The 16,998-nt window shown below is 62.3% G+C and carries 16 protein-coding genes; 6 read left to right on the forward strand and 10 right to left on the reverse strand.

The genetic code is table 11. The annotated features are described in order from the left end of the window. Nucleotides 1-55: 55 nt before the first annotated feature. The 10 genes from GC125_RS03520 to GC125_RS03565 form a co-directional block, all read right to left on the reverse strand. On the reverse strand, nucleotides 56-1,264 hold the full coding sequence (locus tag GC125_RS03520; protein ID WP_151984068.1) for a BaiN/RdsA family NAD(P)/FAD-dependent oxidoreductase: 1,209 nt from the start codon (nucleotides 1,262-1,264) through the stop codon (nucleotides 56-58). 137 nt (nucleotides 1,265-1,401) lie between these two features. Then, nucleotides 1,402-2,991, reverse strand: a complete 1,590-nt coding sequence (locus GC125_RS03525; protein WP_151984069.1) for an FGGY-family carbohydrate kinase — start codon at nucleotides 2,989-2,991, stop codon at nucleotides 1,402-1,404. A 16-nt stretch (nucleotides 2,992-3,007) separates the two neighbouring features. Then, a complete protein-coding gene (locus tag GC125_RS03530) occupies nucleotides 3,008-3,703 on the reverse strand; it encodes an HAD family hydrolase (RefSeq protein ID WP_286165348.1) in 696 nt (231 codons plus the stop codon). Nucleotides 3,704-3,714: 11 nt separating this feature from the next. Then, nucleotides 3,715-5,190, reverse strand: coding sequence for a mannitol dehydrogenase family protein (locus GC125_RS03535; protein ID WP_151984070.1), 1,476 nt, complete (start codon nucleotides 5,188-5,190; stop codon nucleotides 3,715-3,717). Nucleotides 5,191-5,225: 35 nt separating this feature from the next. Further along, nucleotides 5,226-5,999: an L-iditol 2-dehydrogenase gene (locus tag GC125_RS03540; RefSeq protein ID WP_151984071.1), complete on the reverse strand. Its 774-nt coding sequence runs from the start codon at nucleotides 5,997-5,999 to the stop codon at nucleotides 5,226-5,228. Beyond that, on the reverse strand, nucleotides 5,996-7,009 hold the full coding sequence (locus GC125_RS03545) for an ABC transporter ATP-binding protein (protein ID WP_151984072.1): 1,014 nt from the start codon (nucleotides 7,007-7,009) through the stop codon (nucleotides 5,996-5,998). The genes GC125_RS03540 and GC125_RS03545 overlap by 4 nt, the downstream gene beginning before the upstream one ends. Nucleotides 7,010-7,021: 12 nt before the next feature. After that, the gene (locus GC125_RS03550) at nucleotides 7,022-7,852 is read right to left on the reverse strand and encodes a carbohydrate ABC transporter permease (protein ID WP_151984073.1); all 831 of its coding nucleotides are present in this window, start codon (nucleotides 7,850-7,852) and stop codon (nucleotides 7,022-7,024) included. Between the two features lie 13 nt (nucleotides 7,853-7,865). Continuing rightward, nucleotides 7,866-8,738 carry a carbohydrate ABC transporter permease gene (locus GC125_RS03555; RefSeq protein ID WP_151984074.1) on the reverse strand — a complete coding sequence of 291 codons (873 nt, stop codon included), beginning with the start codon at nucleotides 8,736-8,738 and terminating at the stop codon, nucleotides 7,866-7,868. A 231-nt stretch (nucleotides 8,739-8,969) separates the two neighbouring features. Continuing rightward, the gene (locus tag GC125_RS03560) at nucleotides 8,970-10,292 is read right to left on the reverse strand and encodes an ABC transporter substrate-binding protein (protein ID WP_151984075.1); all 1,323 of its coding nucleotides are present in this window, start codon (nucleotides 10,290-10,292) and stop codon (nucleotides 8,970-8,972) included. A gap of 130 nt (nucleotides 10,293-10,422) precedes the next feature. Further along, nucleotides 10,423-11,364, reverse strand: coding sequence for a sugar-binding transcriptional regulator (locus tag GC125_RS03565; RefSeq protein WP_151984076.1), 942 nt, complete (start codon nucleotides 11,362-11,364; stop codon nucleotides 10,423-10,425). A 206-nt stretch (nucleotides 11,365-11,570) separates the two neighbouring features. Between GC125_RS03565 and phnD the strand changes: the two genes are divergently transcribed. The 6 genes from phnD to GC125_RS03595 all read left to right on the forward strand — a co-directional run bounded on the left by phnD (nucleotide 11,571) and on the right by GC125_RS03595 (nucleotide 16,923). Further along, a complete protein-coding gene (gene phnD / locus GC125_RS03570) occupies nucleotides 11,571-12,518 on the forward strand; it encodes a phosphate/phosphite/phosphonate ABC transporter substrate-binding protein (protein WP_151984077.1) in 948 nt (315 codons plus the stop codon). Between the two features lie 84 nt (nucleotides 12,519-12,602). Continuing rightward, the gene (phnC, locus tag GC125_RS03575; RefSeq protein ID WP_151984078.1) at nucleotides 12,603-13,433 is read left to right on the forward strand and encodes a phosphonate ABC transporter ATP-binding protein; all 831 of its coding nucleotides are present in this window, start codon (nucleotides 12,603-12,605) and stop codon (nucleotides 13,431-13,433) included. After that, a complete protein-coding gene (phnE, locus tag GC125_RS03580; protein WP_199864425.1) occupies nucleotides 13,433-14,248 on the forward strand; it encodes a phosphonate ABC transporter, permease protein PhnE in 816 nt (271 codons plus the stop codon). The genes phnC and phnE (GC125_RS03580) overlap by 1 nt, the downstream gene beginning before the upstream one ends. Next, nucleotides 14,236-15,063 carry a phosphonate ABC transporter, permease protein PhnE gene (gene phnE / locus GC125_RS03585; protein ID WP_286165349.1) on the forward strand — a complete coding sequence of 276 codons (828 nt, stop codon included), beginning with the start codon at nucleotides 14,236-14,238 and terminating at the stop codon, nucleotides 15,061-15,063. Before phnE (GC125_RS03580) ends, phnE (GC125_RS03585) begins: the two co-directional genes overlap by 13 nt. Nucleotides 15,064-15,181: 118 nt before the next feature. Next, nucleotides 15,182-15,931, forward strand: a complete 750-nt coding sequence (locus tag GC125_RS03590; RefSeq protein WP_286165350.1) for a FadR/GntR family transcriptional regulator — start codon at nucleotides 15,182-15,184, stop codon at nucleotides 15,929-15,931. Continuing rightward, complete coding sequence (locus GC125_RS03595; protein WP_151984080.1) at nucleotides 15,928-16,923, forward strand: ABC transporter substrate-binding protein; 996 nt, start codon at nucleotides 15,928-15,930, stop codon at nucleotides 16,921-16,923. Before GC125_RS03590 ends, GC125_RS03595 begins: the two co-directional genes overlap by 4 nt. Nucleotides 16,924-16,998: the final 75 nt, after the last annotated feature.

Consider the following 16,998-nt stretch of genomic DNA (forward strand, 5'->3'; position numbering starts at 1 on the left):
ACTTCTGTCAACAATTGAATCGCGGACCTGAAGATTTGTTGCGCGTGGTCCGATTTCAAGCGTGCGCGGTTGCGATTGCGCTTCCTGCAGCCCAGCCGGAAGACCAGGCCCATTGGAAGTTATAGCCACCAAGCCAGCCCGTCACGTCGACGACTTCGCCGATGAAATAGAGCCCTTCGACGGTCTTGGTCGCCATGGTCTTCGAGTTGAGCGCAGCGGTATCGACGCCGCCCAGCGTGACCTCGGCCGTTCGATAACCCTCGGAGCCGACCGGATAAACTTCCCAGTGCTTCAGTTTGTCGGCAACGGCTTCGAGTGCCTTGTCGCTCATTTCGGCGAGCGGTCCGTCCGATCCTGCAAAGCGCGATGCGTAGGCGGCGAGACGCTTGGGGAGGATCTCGGCCAGGGCCGTCGTGATGGATCTCTTTCCGTTGGCTTTCTTGGCCGCCCGCAGGGACTCGAAGATATCTTCCGACGGGAGAAGCGCGATCTCGATCGGCTGGGTTTCGCGCCAGTAGGACGAGATTTGGAGAACTGCGGGACCAGACAAGCCGCGATGGGTGAAGAGCATCGCTTCGTCGAAATGCGTCTTGCCGCAGGAGATGCGCGCGTCCACGGCAAGGCCCGCCATCTCCCGGAAATCGACCAGCACATCCTCGCCGAATGTCAGGGGAACGAGTGCCGGTCGTGTCTCGACGAGGGGCAGTCCGAACTGTTCCGCGATCTGATAGCCCCGGCCGGTCGCGCCCATCTTCGGGATCGACTTGCCGCCGCAGGCGACGACGAAGTTGCGGCAATGGACGGTGCTTGCATCGGGGGCCGAAAGCTTCACCTCGAACCCGGTTTCGCGCCGCTCGATGTTATCGATCGATGTCCCGAGGCGGAGTTCGCAGCCGACCGAGTCCATTTCCGCCAACAGCATCGCGATGATGTCTTTTGCCGAGTTGTCGCAAAAGAGCTGGCCAAGCGTCTTCTCGTGGTAAGTGATGCCGTGTCGCTCCACGAGCGCGATGAAATCATGCTGGGTGTAACGGCTAAGCGCGGACTTCGCGAAATGCGGATTTCGCGAGATGAAGTTCGCGGCACTCGCATGGAGATTGGTGAAGTTGCAGCGTCCACCACCCGAGATGCGGATCTTTTCCCCCGGCGCCTTCGCATGATCGACGACGAGCACGCGCCCGCCTTTGGAGGCAGCCTGGATCGCGCACATCATGCCGGCGGCGCCGGCGCCAAGGATCACGGTATCGAACTGTTCAGCGGGCATCGGTGCGCCTTGCGCGAAATTGGTGTCCGAGGGCAGATCGAGCTTCGCCCTTCGCGTTTGATGCGGGTTAGCAGCGTCCGGCGGAAGACGCCATGCTCACCCTCTCGTTTTGCGGCTAGCAGACCGTGGACTCACCCCTATTTCGACAGGCGCTCGATCTCGGCACGTTGCGCCTGCATGAGCTTGAAGATCGCATAGTCGCGGTCGAAGCGGTTCGTCATGGCGGGATCTGGATGGCGGACGGTCCCGGGCTTGATCATAGCGCTGCAGCAGGCCGCAAGCGTGTCGTGCCACCCCGCGGCGGAGGCGGCGGTCATGGCGGTGCCGAGCAACATCGCGTCTTCGGCGGCAGGCGTCACAGTGTTGCAGCCGGTCGCATCAGCATAAAGCGCCATCAGCACCGGGTTGCGCGTATGGCCGCCGACGACATGCATCGTGTCGATCAAAAGACCGTTCTCGTTCATCGCCTCGACGATCTGGCGAATCCCAAGCGCGATGGAGACGGCGGTGCGCCAATAGAGCCGGCAAAGGCTGTCGAACGACGTGTCGATCGACAGTCCGCTGACGACACCCAATGCGTGCGGATCGCCAAGGGGGGAGCGGTTGCCGTGAAAGTCCGGCAGGATATGCATGCGGCCGCCGAGGTCCGGCCCTTCAACCACGAGCAGTTCGGCAATGCGGGCACAGATGCGCCGATGCGCGGCCTTGTCGGGCTTGAGGCCGCTTCCGTGCGTTTCGATGATGTGATCGAGGAGGCCGCCGCTCACCGATTGGCCTCCCTCGGACAACCAGAAATCGGGAAGTGCGGCGCCGAGATACGGACCCCAGATGCCGTGGATAGGCCGCGGGCTCTGTGTTAGGGCCGTGACGCAGCTTGAGGTTCCGGCGATGAGCGCCACGCGGCGCTTCATCTCGGTAGCGTCGCCGGCATAGCCACCCAAGGCGCCAAGCGCACCAGCATGGGCGTCGATCAAGCCGACGCCGACCTGGCAATCGACGGTCAGTCCCAAGTCTTGAGCCGCTTGCGCCGTGAGTGGGCCGAGATTGGCGCCGACAGGCGCAGCCTTCGCCGGCAGGCCGCCTTGGGCCGTCATGTCCTCGATGCCGATCGCAGCGAGATAGTCATGCGCCCATGGCGAGGTGTCGTGAGCCAGAAACGTCCATTTGCAGGTGAGCGTGCATTGGGAGCGCGCGGTGGAGCCCGAGGCTTTCCATGTGAGGAAATCCACCAGGTCCAGAAAAAGGGCGCTCGCCTGCCAGCTTCCGGGAAGGTTGCGCTTGATCCAGGCGAGCTTCGGCGTCGCCATCTCGGGCGAGATGGTGCCGCCTGCATAGTCCACCACGCGGTGCCGCGTTGCCGTGGCCTCGTCGGCTTCTGCGATCGCCCGGTGATCAAGCCAGGCGATCGTGTCCCAGCGTGCGTCGCCGGTGGTCGAGACGGTGACCGGCTCGCTGCTCTTGCCCCGCAGCACAATGGAGCATGTCGCATCGAAGCCGATGCCTGCGACGTCCTCGGCCGGAATGCCGGCTTCCGTGACGGCATCGCGGACGGCTCGGCAGACAGCGTTCCAGATGTCGTCGGAATCATGCTCGGCGTGGCCGGGAAGCGGGCGAAGCATGACGATCGGATGCTCGGTGCGCGCGTGGATGTTGCCATGCGCATCGAAAATGCCGGCGCGGGCACTCCCGGTCCCGACATCGACCGCAGCGACGAATGCGCGCTTCACCAACACAACTTTCCCGTCAGGTTCTGGTCCCCAGCAGCGCTGGAAGTTCGCGCATGTTATCGAATATCAAGTCTGGCTCAAGGGCGGCGACACGGGCGTGAAGATCGAACTGCGCCGCGTGGGATCCTCCCGTGAAGGCAAAAACCCGCATTCCTGCGCGTTTGGCGGCTTCCACGCCGGGCGCGCTGTCTTCCACGACGAGGCACTTTGCGGGGTCCACGCCCATTGCAGCCGCAGCGTGCAGGAAAAGATCGGGCGCGGGCTTGCCGTTCGCGACCATCGTGGCGCTGAAGATGTGCGGAGAGAGCCGGTCGAGGAGGCCGGTGACTTCGAGCGACAGGGCGATGCGTTCCGGTTGACTGGAAGAGGCGACGCAACAAGGCATCGACAAATTCTGGAGCGCCTCGGCAATGCCCTCGATGGGCTGAAGGTCGCTGCGGAAGCGCTTGTAGAGCGCGCCGCGCATGGCTTCGAGATGCTCCTGCGTCACCGCGATGCCCGGATCTTCGCCGAGAGCGGTGCAGATGCTCGCCATGCTTTTTCCGAGAAAGCGCTCATAGGCGGCCTGTTCGGTCAGCTCGAAACCGATATCGGCGACGAGGTCGATCAGCACGGCGATGGAAATCGGCTCGCTGTCGACGAGGACGCCATCGCAATCGAAAATCACGAGATCCGGCTGATAGTTCGAACGGGCGCTGATCTCGATCGCCAAGGCTTCGCCCCCTATGCGTCTTTCAGGAAAGTCTGCAGCGTCGCTTTCGTGCCGTCGCGCCAAAGTGCCGCCAGATGATCCGCGAACGCCTTGGTGAAGACCGGATTCGTGCTGACCGATCCGAAGATGTCGGAGAGCGCCAGAAACTTTGATGGGTCGTCACGCGCGGCGAGTGCTGCCGCCTTCAGCCGTTCATGGCTGGCATCGTTGGCCGGAATGACGCGGCCGCTATCGGACGTTCCGGCGCAGTAACGGCACCACAGTGCCGAAACCAGCGCGAGGCCATTGACGGACTTGCCCGCCTGCAGCCGATCGGCGGTGGAAGGCAGGATGAATTTGGGTTGGCGGTTGGAGCCGTCGAGGCACAGCCGCGCAACGGTATCGCCGATCTTGGGATTGGCGAAGCGGCGCTCAATGAGGGCGAAATAATCCTGCAGGTCCGTATCCGGCACCGGCGGGACGCAGGGAATGATCTCCTCGCGCTCGACCTTTTGCAAAAATCCGCGCACCAGCGGGTCTTCCATCGCTTCATGGACGAAATGAATGTCCATCAGGGCGGCCGGATAGGCGATCGTCGCATGGCCGCCATTGAGGATGCGGATCTTCATCAGTTCGTATGGCGCGACATTGTCGACGAAGGTGACGCCGACATCCTCGAGCGCAGGGCGCCCGGCCGGGAACTTGTCCTCGAGCACCCACTGCTTGAAGTCTTCGCAGAAGACCGGCCATGCGTCCTCGATGCCGAATTCACTGGCAAGAATGCCGATCTCGCGTTCGCCCGTCGCCGGGGTGATGCGGTCGACCATCCCGTTCGGAAAAGCGACATTGGCGCGAACCCATTGGGCGAGATCCGGGTCGAACTGGTCGGCAAGACCCGCGACGGCGTTTTCGGTCACATGGCCGTTGCCGGGGATGTTGTCGCAGGACATGACGGTGAAGGCGGGCGTTCCGGCCTTCCGCCGTGCAGCGAGACCCGCGAGGATGAGCCCGAACACAGTTTTCGGCGTGGCCGGATTTTCGGCGTCATGGCGCATGTCGGGATGGTCGGGATCGAAGCGACCGGAGGCGGGATCGATATAGTAGCCGCCCTCGGTGATGGTGAGAGAGACGATGCGGATCGCCGGATCGGCGAGCTTCTCGATGATCGCCGCTGCATGTCCGGGCTCAATATAGTCGACCATGGCGCCGGTCACGCGCGCGGTGGATTTGTCGGCTTCCTGTTCGACCACGGTCGTCAGGTAGTCCTGTTGCTCCAGCTTCTCGCGCAGCGCCTCGTCGGAGGCCAGTATGCCGGCGCCGACGATCGCGAAATCGCGGTCGCGCCCCTGGTTGAAGAGATCGTCGAGATAGACCGCCTGGTGGGCGCGGTGGAAATTGCCGATGCCGAAATGGAGAATGCCAGGCGACAGCGCCGCGCGGTCATAGGCCGGGAGATCGGCCTTTCCCTGAAGGTCCGGCAACGTGGCGAGCGATGGTTTGGTCAGCATTATTTTCATTCCTCAAACGCAGCCTTCAAGGCGCGTCAGCTCATCCAGTTGCCGCCGTCGACATTGTAGGTCTGGGCCACGACATATTCGCTTTCAGGGCCGGCGAGGAAAATCGCCATGCCGACGAGATCGTCGGCGGTTCCCATGCGGCCGAAAGGGACTTCCGCACCCACGAGGCGCTTCTTTTCGCCACGCGGCCGGTTCTCGTACTGGGCAAAGAGCGCGTCTACGCCGTCCCAGTGCTCGCCATCCACGACGCCCGGGGCGATCGCGTTGACGTTGATGCGGTGGTGGATCAGGTTCAGCCCGGCGGATTGGGTGAGGCTGATGACCGCCGCCTTCGATGCGCAATAGACGGCGACGAGCGCTTCGCCGCGGCGGCCGGCCTGGCTTGCCATGTTGATGATGCGACCGGGGCGGTCCTGCGCGATCATGGAGCGCGCAGCCGCCTGCATCATGAAGAGCGTCCCGGACACGTTGATGCGGAAGACGCGGTCGAAGCTTTCGCGCGTAATGTCGACGATCGGCGCGAGATCGAATATGGCGGCGTTGTTGACGAGAATGTCGAGGCCGCCGCAGCGCGCTTCCACGGCGGAGATCGCCGCGTCGATCGATGCCTGGTCGGTCACGTCGAGGGCCACCGCGTAGGCTCCTTCGCCGATCTCCGCCGCGGTCTTTTCAGCGCGCTCGACATCGATATCGGCGATCGCCACCGTTGCGCCCTCGCGGATATAGGCTTCCGCGAAGGTGCGGCCGATGCCGCGCGCCGACCCCGTGATCAGCGCGGATTTTCCTCCCAATCGCTTCATTTGATTGCCAGGCCCTGCGCATCGAATTTGTGGATCTTATCGCCCTGCGGCGTGAGGTAGACCGTATCGCCATGTGCGAGCATCACTTCGCCACCGGTGCGCACGGTAATCACCTCGTCATTGGGTCCGGCGCCATCGCGGTGGACGTGCAGGAAGGTGTCGGAGCCGAGATGCTCGGACACGCCGACCTTGCCCTTCCACGCGCCGTCAGTGGTCGAGATGTCGAGATGTTCCGGCCGCACGCCGATCGCGGTCGCATCGTGACGTTCGGCTTCCAGGCCCTCGACAAAGTTCATCTTCGGCGAACCGATGAAGCCGGCGACGAAACGGTTTGCCGGATGCTTGTAGAGATCGAGTGGCGAGCCGACCTGCTCGATGCGGCCGGCCTGCAGGACGACGATCTTGTCGGCCATGGTCATCGCCTCGACCTGGTCGTGGGTGACGTAGATCATGGTCGTCTTGAGCTGCTGGTGCAATTCGGAGATTTCGAGCCGCATGTTGACGCGCAGCGCCGCGTCGAGGTTCGACAAGGGCTCATCGAACAGGAAGGCTTCCGGCTCGCGCACGATCGCGCGGCCAATGGCGACGCGCTGGCGCTGGCCACCGGAAAGCTGGCGCGGCTTGCGGTCGAGATAGTCGGTGAGGTTCAGGATGCGCGCGGCATCGCCGACTTTCTTGTCGATCACCGACTTGTCGTTGCCGGCCATCTTCAACGGAAAGGCGATGTTCTGGCGCACGCTCATATGCGGATAGAGCGCGTAGGACTGGAAGACCATCGACAGGCGCCGTTTCGCAGGTGCCAGGCCGGTCGCGTCTGTGCCGTCGATCATGATCTTTCCGCCCGAGACATCTTCCAGGCCCGCGATCAGCCGCAGCAAAGTCGACTTCCCGCAACCGGACGGGCCGACGAAGACGACGAACTCGCCGTCGTCGATCTCGAGATCGATGTCCTTGATGACCTTCGTCGTTCCGAAGGATTTCGAGACCTGGTGGAGGGTGATGTTGCCCATTGTCTGTCTTCCCTACTTCACGGCGCCGAAGGTGAGGCCGCGGACGAGCTGTTTCTGCGAGAACCAGCCGAGAATGAGGATCGGTGCGATGGCCAGCGTCGATGCCGCCGACAGCTTCGCGTAGAAATTGCCCTGCGGGCTCGAATAGGAGGCGATGAACGTCGTCAGCGGGGCTGCGTTTGACGTCGTCAGATTGAGCGTCCAGAAAGCCTCGTTCCAGGCGAGGATCACGCTCAGAAGCACGGTGGAGGCAATGCCTGGGACCGACATCGGCGCCAGCACATGGGTGATCTCCTTGCGCAGCGACGCACCGTCCATGCGCGCGGCTTCCAGGATCTCGCCGGGGATCTCCTTGAAGTAGGTGTAGAGCATCCAGACCATGATCGGCAGGTTGATCAGGAACAGAACGACGATCAGACCGACGCGGCTGTCGAGCAGACCCCAGTCGCGGAAGATCAGGTAGATCGGGATGAGCACGCCGACCGCCGGCAGCATCTTGGTGGAGAGCATCCACAAGAGCACGTCCTTGGTGCGGGGCGTCGGCGAGAATGCCATGGCCCAGGCGGCCGGGATGGCAAAGATGAGACCGAGCGCGGTCGAGCCGAGCGCGAGATAGACCGAGTTCATCATGAAGCGGAAGTAGTCCGAGCGCTCCTGAACCGTGGCGTAGTTCTCCAGCGTCCAGTCGAAGAAAATCCATTTCGGCGGAATGGATATCGCGTCGAGCTCGGTCTTGAACGAGGTGAGGATCGTCCAGAGGACCGGAAAGAAGATCAACAGGCCGACCGACCATCCGATGATGGTGAAGGTGATCTTGCGGCGGGTGGACACTGCGCGGGCCATGATCTCAATCCCTTCAAGCGTCGAGGTTCTTGCCGATGATACGGACAAGGAAGAAGGCAACGATGTTGGCGAGAATGACCGCCACGATCCCGCCGGCGGATGCGCCGCCCACATCGAACTGCAGAAGTGCCTGGCTGTAGACGAGATACGGAATGTTCGTCGTCTGCAGGCCCGGTCCGCCCGATGTCGTCACGTAGATCTCGGCGAAGATGGAGAGCAGGAAGATCGTCTGGATCAGGATGACGACCGTGATGGCGCGCGCCATGTGCGGCAGCGTGATGTACCAGAAGATCGACAATGCGCCGGCGCCGTCCATCTCGGCGGCTTCCTTCTGCTCTTCCGACAGCGACTGAAGCGCAGTCAAAAGAATGAGCGTCGCGAAGGGCAGCCATTGCCAGGCGACGATGATGATGATGGCGGTCAGAGGCGCGTTGGAGAACCAGTCGATCGCGCCGATGCCGATCCAGTTGAGAAACTGACCGATGACGCCGTAGACCGGGTTCATCATCATGTTCTTCCAGACGAGCGCGGCGACGGTCGGCATTACGAAGAAGGGTGCGATGACCAGAAGGCGCACGATGTTGACGCCGTAGAAGACCTGGTCGAGCAGAAGCGCAAGAAGGATACCGCCGCAGACGGTGATGAGAAGAACACCGACGACCAGCGTCAGCGTGTTGCGCAGCGCCGTGAAGAAGGCCGGGTCGGTCAGGAAAAAGCGGTAGTTCGTCAGGCCGATGAACGGTGTTTCGGCGGGATTGAATAGATTGTAGTTCAGTGTCGAGAAATAGAGCGTCAGCGACAGCGGCACGATCATCCAGATCAGCAGGGCGATGACGGCGGGCGCCATCATCAGGCGTGCGGCGGATTTCGTCTGCAGGGTTGCCATGGCAAGGCCGTCCTCGGCGGATCGCTATCGATTGCTGCGCAAAGCTGGAGCGGTTCCAGGTGAAGTTGAAACCGGTTCACCGTTTGGAAACGCGATAAATCAAAAACTTGGAGCGATTGAGCTGTTCGAAGAAGAACGAAATTGCTCAAGCTCGGGTGCCGGAAGGTCTTAGCTGCCGACAGAAGATAAATCCCGCCCGACGGAGGATCTGGCCGGGCGGGATCGGGCGGCTTACTGAATGTAGCCGGCCCGTGTCATTTCGCGCACGGCTGCCTGCTGAGCGGCCTGAAGCGCCTGGGTCACGTCCATGCTGCCGGAGACGGCTGCGGCCATCTGCTGGCCGACCGCGGTGCCAAGTCCCTGGAACTCGGGGATGGCTGCGAACTGCAGGCCGACATAGGGCTTGTCGTCGGTGATCGACGGGTCGGCATTGTTGATCGCGGCGAGCGTCTGCTCGGCGAACGGTGCCTCGGACGTGTACTGCTCGTTTTCATAGAGCGAGGTGCGCGTGCCGGGGGGAACGTTCGACCAGCCTTCGTTCTCGGCGACCAGTTCGAGATAGGCCTTCGAGGTTGCCCAGGAGATGAAGGTCTCGGCAGCTTCTGCCTTCTGCGAGCCAGCCGGGATCGCGAGCGACCAAGCCCAGAGCCAGTTGGCACCCTGGTTCGGGCAGTTCTCGATGCCGCACGGGAACGGCGCGAAGCCGACATTCTCGGCAACCTGGCTTTCTTCAGGGTTGGTGACGAAGGATGCGGCGACGGTCGCGTCCATCCACATGGCGCAACGGCCCTGGTTGAAGAGCGTCAGGTTCTCGTTGAAACCGTTGGAGGCTGCACCGGGAGGGCCGGACTCGGTCATCATCTCGACATACTGCGTCACCGCCGTCGTCCAGCCTTCGCTGTCGAACTGCGGCTGCCAGCTGGCGTCGAAATAGTTGGCGCCGTACGAGCGGGCCATGGACCCGAGGAAGGCCATGTTCTCGCCCCAGCCGGGCTTGCCGCGCAGGCAGATGCCGTAGACATCGTCATTGGCTTCGGAAATCTGGCGGGCGGCGTCGGCGATGAAGTCCCATGTGGGGGCTTCCGGCATTTCGATGCCGGCGGCTTCGAACAGGTCTGTGCGATAGAGCGTCATGGCGCTTTCCGCATAGAATGGTGCGGCATAGAGCGTGCCATCCGTGGAAAGCGCTTCACGGATCGCGGGGATTAGATCGTCCACGTCATAGTCGTCGCCGAGGTTCTCGAGTGGGAGGAGCCAGTCGTTCTCTGCCCAGATCGGTACTTCGTAAGTGCCGATCGTCATGATGTCGAACTGGCCGCCATTGGTGGCGATGTCGGTGGTGACGCGCTGGCGCAGCACGTTTTCTTCCAGTGTGACCCAGTTCAGCTGGATATCCGGATGCGCTTCGGTGAAGGCGTCTGTCAGACCCTGCATACGGATCATGTCGCCGTTATTCACCGTCGCGATCGTCAGCGTCTCCTGTGCCGACGCGCCTGCGGTGGTTCCGACCAGCAGTGCCGCGCAGGTGGCGAGAAGCGAAAACCTGTGTCTCATGAGTTCCTCCCAGATGAGTGTCGCCGGCAACGGCTTTGAGCAATTGCCTATGCTGTGGGCAATTACTCACATCTTGCCAAGCGATGTCAACGTGGATTAGTCGCTGCAGCGCAGCATTGGCTGGGCAGCCTCAGTCGAGGAGGGCGGTGGCCGTGTCTTCGTCGGTGATCAGGCCGTTGATCAGCCGGCCTTTCAAGGCAGCGGCGATGCCGGGAAGCTTAAGCGGTCCTTTGGCGATGCCAACGACGATGCAGGTGTCGCGGGAGGGGATGGGCGAACTGGCGACCCGGTCGTTGATGATGCCGTCGATCTGATGGCCGTCGCGGTCGATTGCCCAGCCGACGATCTCGGCGACGGCGCCTGCAGCGTTCAGCTCTTCAAGTTCGACCGGACTGATGAAGCCATCGATCACAAGCGGTGCATCCGGCCCGAGATCGCCGATGCCGACAAAGGTGATATCCGCCGTCGCCGACAGTTTGAGCGTCGCCTGGATCATCGGCTGCTGATGCAGCAATTCGCGCTCGTGCATCGAAGATGCGATGACCGGCAGCGGCATGGGGAACGAACGGCACTTCACCTTGTCGGCCATGGTGAAGACGACGTTGTAGAATGCGGCCGAACCATCGGGTGCGATGTTGCCGGTCAGCGAGACGACCTTGTGCTGCGGGCAATCCATACTCGGCAGCTTTTCGATCGCAGCCTTCAGCGTGCGTCCCGTACCGATGGCGATCGTGACCGGTTCCGGCGCGGACAGGCGGCGCTCCAGTTCGGCGGCCGCGGCTTCGGCGACGCCGACCGTGGTTGACTGGGAACCCGGATCGCTCGGCACGACTTCGACCAGCTTCAGGTCGAAGCGCTTCTTCAACCGCTGTGCGAGCTCGAGGCAACTCGCGATCGGATGGTCGATCCGGACCTTGACGAGGCCCTCTTTGACGGCGAGCGAGACCAGACGCTGCGCCGATTGCCGCGAGACGCCGAGCTTGCGGGCGATGTCGTCCTGGGTGTTGCCGGCGACGTAGTACAGCCAGCCGGCGCGGGCGGCATCATCGAGCCGCATGGTCGGTGTCGTCATCGGTGTGCGTTCTGCAAATTCCACATGTCATCTACGTATCCACGCGCGCGACGGCGCGCAATCGGGAACGCGTCGCCGTGGGCTCGACGGGGGCGCCGGCAAGTCTGTCATCGAAACATCATCGATATGTCACGGACCTGTAATCAACACGGTCAATAAGCCTGCAGCACCGCCGTTTGATGACCCGCCACGAAGAGGAAAAGCCCATGAAACTGTTTGCCGCAGCACTCGCCCTTTCGGCTGCCTTCATCCTTCCCGCTCAAGCCCAGTTTGCGCTCGATTCTCGCTTCACGGATGCCGATGGGGACTTGATGGCCGATGTTCCGACCGAGGCCGCCGAGCTCGTCGACCCGGATACGCTGATCTTCACCTACACGCCCGTCGAAGATCCGGCAGTCTATGCCGACGTATGGCAAGGCTTCATGGACCATCTGGCGGAAGCCACCGGCAAAGACGTCGAGTTCTTTCCGGTTCAGTCGAACGCAGCGCAGCTTGAAGCCATGCGTGCGGGTCGTCTGCACATCGCCGGCTTCAACACCGGCGGCAATCCGATCGCCGTCGCCTGCGCCGGCTTCCGCCCCTTTGCCATGATGGCTGCCAATGACGGTTCGTTCGGCTACGAGATGGAAATCATCGTTCCTGCAGACAGCGAAGCGCAGGAAATCGAAGATCTGCGCGACGGCGAGATCGCCTTCACGCAGGAAACATCGAATTCCGGCTTCAAGGCGCCTTCGGCCATTTTGTCGACCGAGTTCGACATGGTCGCCAACGAAGACTTTACTCCGGTGTTTTCCGGTTCGCACGACACGTCGATCCTTGGCGTGGCCAATGGCGACTATCCGGCCGCCGCGATCGCAAACTCGGTCATGACGCGCATGATCGAACGTGAAGTCGTGTCTCCCGACCAGATCCGCTCGATTTACCAGTCGGCGACCTTCCCCACGACGGGCTATGGCACGGTCTACAATTTGACGCCTGAGCTGCAGGAGCAGATCCGTGACGCGTTCTTCTCGTTCGAATGGGAAGGCTCTGCGCTTGCCGAAGAGTTCAGCGCTTCGGGTGAGGAGCAGTTCATCGAGATCAGCTTCCAGGAAGACTGGGAAGTGATCCGTCAGATCGACGAAGCAACAGGCGTCTCCTATTCCTGCCAGTAAGCTTCATCTGTCCTTCATGCGGGGACGCAGCCTCAAAGTCTGCGTCCCCGCATTGCATTTCTGAAGAGGGTCAGGGGCTGGGTCATGCTTGAGGTGGACAAACTCGAGAAGCGCTACAAGACCGGCGACATGGCGTTGCGCGGCGTTTCTTTCACGGTTGCCAAGGGGCAGGTCGTCGGTCTGATCGGGCCTTCGGGCGCAGGAAAGTCTTCGCTCATTCGCTGCATCAATCGTCTGGTCGAGCCGACCGGCGGCGCCATTCGGCTGAACGGTCTTGATCTCACGAAACTCTCCGGCGGTGGATTGCGGCAGGCCCGCAGGCGTATCGGCATGATCTTTCAGGAATACGCTCTGGTCGAGCGCCTGACGGTCATGGAGAACGTGCTGTCGGGCAGGCTCGGATACGTGCCGTTCTGGCGGTCGTTCTTCCGGCGTTTCCCGCAGGCGGACGTGGACAAGGCTTTTCAGCTTCTGGATCGCGTCGGGCTGCAGGATCATGTGGACAAGCGCGCTGATGCGCTTTCCGGCGGCCAGCGCCAGCGCGTCGGCATTGCTCGGGCTCTCGAGCAGGATCCCGAACTGCTGCTCGTCGACGAACCGACGGCATCGCTCGATCCCAAGACATCGCGCCAGATCATGCGTCTCATCTGCGAAGTCTGCCGCGAGCGCGAGCTTCCGGCCATCATCAACATCCACGATGTGGTGCTCGCCCAGATGTTCGTCGATCGCATCATTGGTTTGCGTGCCGGCGCGGTGGTCTTCGATGGCCCTCCGTCCGACCTCACGGATGCGGCGCTGACCGAGATCTACGGCGAAGAAGACTGGCATGCCATGCGCAAGACGCGCGAAGAGGACGCGCTCGACGAAAGCGAAACGAAGGCGTTCGAGGCCGAGCGCCTGGCGGAGCTGGTCTAGTGGTCAGCGCAGTTTCACCCGCCGGCTTGCGTCGCTGGCGCCGGCCCCCGGTTTTCATAAAGAGCCGGTTCTGGCGCATCGCCATCTATGGTGGTTTTTTCGCCTATCTCGTGCTTGCGCTCTGGTCGGTCGACCTCGACTGGGCGCGTATCGTGCAAGGCCTCGACCGCGGCCGGCGGTTCGTCGAAGGCTTCATGACGCCGGATTTCACCACCCGCTGGCGCGACATTCGCCAAGGCATGGTGGAAAGCATCACCATGACGGTGTGTGCGAGCGTCGTCGGCATCCTCATCTCGGTTCCGATCGGCATCGGAGCGGCGCGCAACATCGCGCCTTGGCCGGTTCACGCCGTGTGCCGCAGCATCATCGCCATCTCTCGCGCGTTCCAGGAAATCATCGTCGCGATCCTGTTCGTGGCGATGTTCGGTTTCGGGCCGTTCGCGGGCTTTCTGACGCTGTCCTTCGCGACAATCGGCTTCATCTCCAAGCTGCTCGCCGACGACATCGAGGAAGTCGATGAGGCGCAGGCGGAGGCTATCCGGGCGACCGGGGCGGGGTGGTGGCAGATCGTCAACTACGCGATCCAGCCGCAGGTCATGCCGCGGCTGATCGGGCTTTCGCTCTACCGTGTCGACATCAATTTCCGCGAAAGCTCGGTCATCGGTATCGTCGGTGCAGGTGGCATCGGTGCGACGCTCAACACTTCCATGGAGCGGTACGATTACAGCACCGCCGGGGCGATCCTGATCCTCATCATCGTCTTCGTCATGCTTGCCGAGTACAGCTCGAGCCACATTCGCAAATGGGTGCAGTGATGCCGTCCGGTTCGCAGTTGGACACGAGGATCTGGTCGAAGCACACACGGCGCGAGGCGTGGCTTTTATGGGCGGGATGGTTCGCTCTTGCGGTCGTCTTCGTCCTCTCTTGGCAGGTGATGAACGAGCGCACGATCTGGGCGTTCGTCGAGGATGCACCGCGGCAGGGGGCCGACCTGCTGTCACGGTCGTGGCCGCCGCGCTGGGACTATCTCGGAAATCTTTGGCAGCCTATCTGGGACACGCTGAACATGGCGACGCTCGGCACGCTACTCGGCACGGTGATGGCCGTGCCGCTGGCGTTCCTTGCCGCACGGAACACGTCGCCGAGCCTTCTGTTCCTGCGGCCCCTGGCACTGTTCATCATCGTGGCATCGCGATCGATCAATTCGCTCATTTGGGCGCTGCTGCTCGTCGCGATCATCGGGCCCGGCATTCTCGCCGGCATCCTTTCCATCGCCCTGCGGTCGATCGGGTTCGTGGGCAAGCTGCTTTACGAGTCTATCGAAGAGATCGACGAGACGCAGGTGGAGGCCGTGCGCGCCACCGGGGCGGGGCAGCTTCAGTTGATCGACTATGCGATCGTGCCGCAGGTGCTCCCCGCATTCGTCGGGATGACGGTCTTCCGCTGGGACATCAATATCCGCGAATCCACTATCCTCGGGCTCGTGGGCGCGGGCGGCATCGGGCTGCAGCTCCAGGGCTCGCTCAACACGCTCGCCTGGTCGCAGGTGTCGGTGATCTTCGCCGTCATCTTGCTGACGGTGATCCTCTCCGAGTGGGTGTCTTCGAAAGTCCGTCGGGCCATCATCTGAGCCCTCGGATTTCCGAAGGCGCATTTTGCAAGCAATCGCTCAATCAGGAGTCATGAAGATTCCTGTTGCCGATCAATCCGGATCAATATAGCGTCTCCTCGTGGGATGGAGCGCTGCGATGCCGATGATGGCGATGCATGTGGATGCGGGCATGACGACCGCCGGGCATGACGATGAGATCGATCGCCAAAGTGCGGTCGTATCGGATGGCGCGGCGCTCGTGCAGCTGCGCGCCTATATACAGAATGCTGGTTTTCAGCGGGGTCAAAAGCTTCCGCCCGAACGTGTTCTGGGGCCGGAGCTCGGCCTGCGGCGGTTCGAGTTGCGCAAGGCGATGGAGACTCTGGTCGACGAAGGCGTGCTTTGGCGCCATGTCGGCAAGGGTACGTTCATGGCGCGCCCGACCGATCAATCCGACCAAAATGATCTTACCGCGCTGTCGCGGACCATCAGCCCCGTCGATGTCATGCGGGCGCGGCTCAGCCTCGAGCCCGCTCTTGCACGGGAAGCCGCGATCCACGCGCCTGCGTCTGCGATCGCGACGATGCGGCTGACCATGGAGCGCAGCCACCTCGCCGGCACCTGGCGTGAATATGAGGCGCTCGACAACGATTTCCATCGGCAGATCGCCGAGGCAAGCGGCTCGGTCGTGCTTCTTGCGTTGTTCGATCAATTGAACACGCTCCGGCGCATGGTGGTTTGGGGCAACCTTGCGCGTACCGGAGCGCGGCCGCCGCGCAGTCACTCGAGCTTCACGGAGCACGAGATGATCACCGATGCGATCGAAGCGCGCGATGCCGATGCCGCCTATGGCGCCATGCGGACGCATTTGCGGTCGGTCGAAGATCGACTGTTCCGCGCACCATGAGCACGCAACCTGTGATCAGCGTCGCCTGTTTCGACCACGATCGGGTGATGCCGGTGATGGATGGTCGCGTGCCGGTCGAAGGCTTTCGGATCGAGCCGCATGTGCTGCCGACCTCGAAGCTGTTTCCGCTGGCGGTGCAGGAAGCGCGGTTCGACGTGACGGAATTGTCCCTCTCGAGCCACATCCTTCAGGTGGCGCGCGGCGAGGGAGCCTATGTCGCGATCCCGGCATTCATTTCGAGGGCTTTTCGTCACAACGGCTTTTTCCGGCGCGCCGGCAGCGGCATCGAAACCCCGGCGGACCTCAAGGGTCGCCGCGTCGGTGTTCCGGAATACCAGATGACCGCCGCGCTCTGGATGCGCGGCATTCTCAAGGATCAATACGGTGTCGAGGCAACCGATATCGAATGGCGCACGGGCGCGCTCGATGCCGGCGTGCGGCACGAGCGGCTGCAACTGACGCCGCCGCCTAACCTCAAGATCGTGCCCGTCAGCGACGGAGAAACGCTGCAGTCGCTGCTGTTGGACGGCCAGATCGACGCGCTGCTCGCTCCCAATCCGCCGAAGGCCTTTGCTGAGGGCGACCCGCGGATCGAGCGCATCTTTCCCGACTTCGAAAAGGTCGAACAGGACTATTTCGCCGAGACCGGGTTCTTCCCGATCATGCATGTCGTCGCAGTGCGCAAGACCCTCGCCGAGCAGCATCCCGAACTGCCGCGGGCGCTATACGACGCGTTCTCGACGGCACGAGACGAAGCGTTGCGGCGTCTCGAAGACGTTTGGCTCGGCTCGGCCAACCGGCTGAGCCTGCCATGGCTAAATGCATCGATGGAGCGTCTGCGCGCGACGATGGGCCGGGATTACTATCCTTATGGCTATCGCGGAGCGGAACGCGAAGTCGAGGCCATGTGCCGCTATTCGGTCGAGCAATATCTCGCGCCACGACGTGTCTCGGCGTCCGAATTGTTTCATTCGTCACTCATCGAAACCTGAAAGGAGGGCCATTCGAAAGCAGCCGGAGCCCGATCAGACGGAAGACATCAATCATTATCTTGGGAGGAGACCAAT

Origin of the sequence: Rhizobium sp. EC-SD404, assembly GCF_902498825.1 — a bacterium.
GTDB lineage: Bacteria > Pseudomonadota > Alphaproteobacteria > Rhizobiales > Rhizobiaceae > Georhizobium.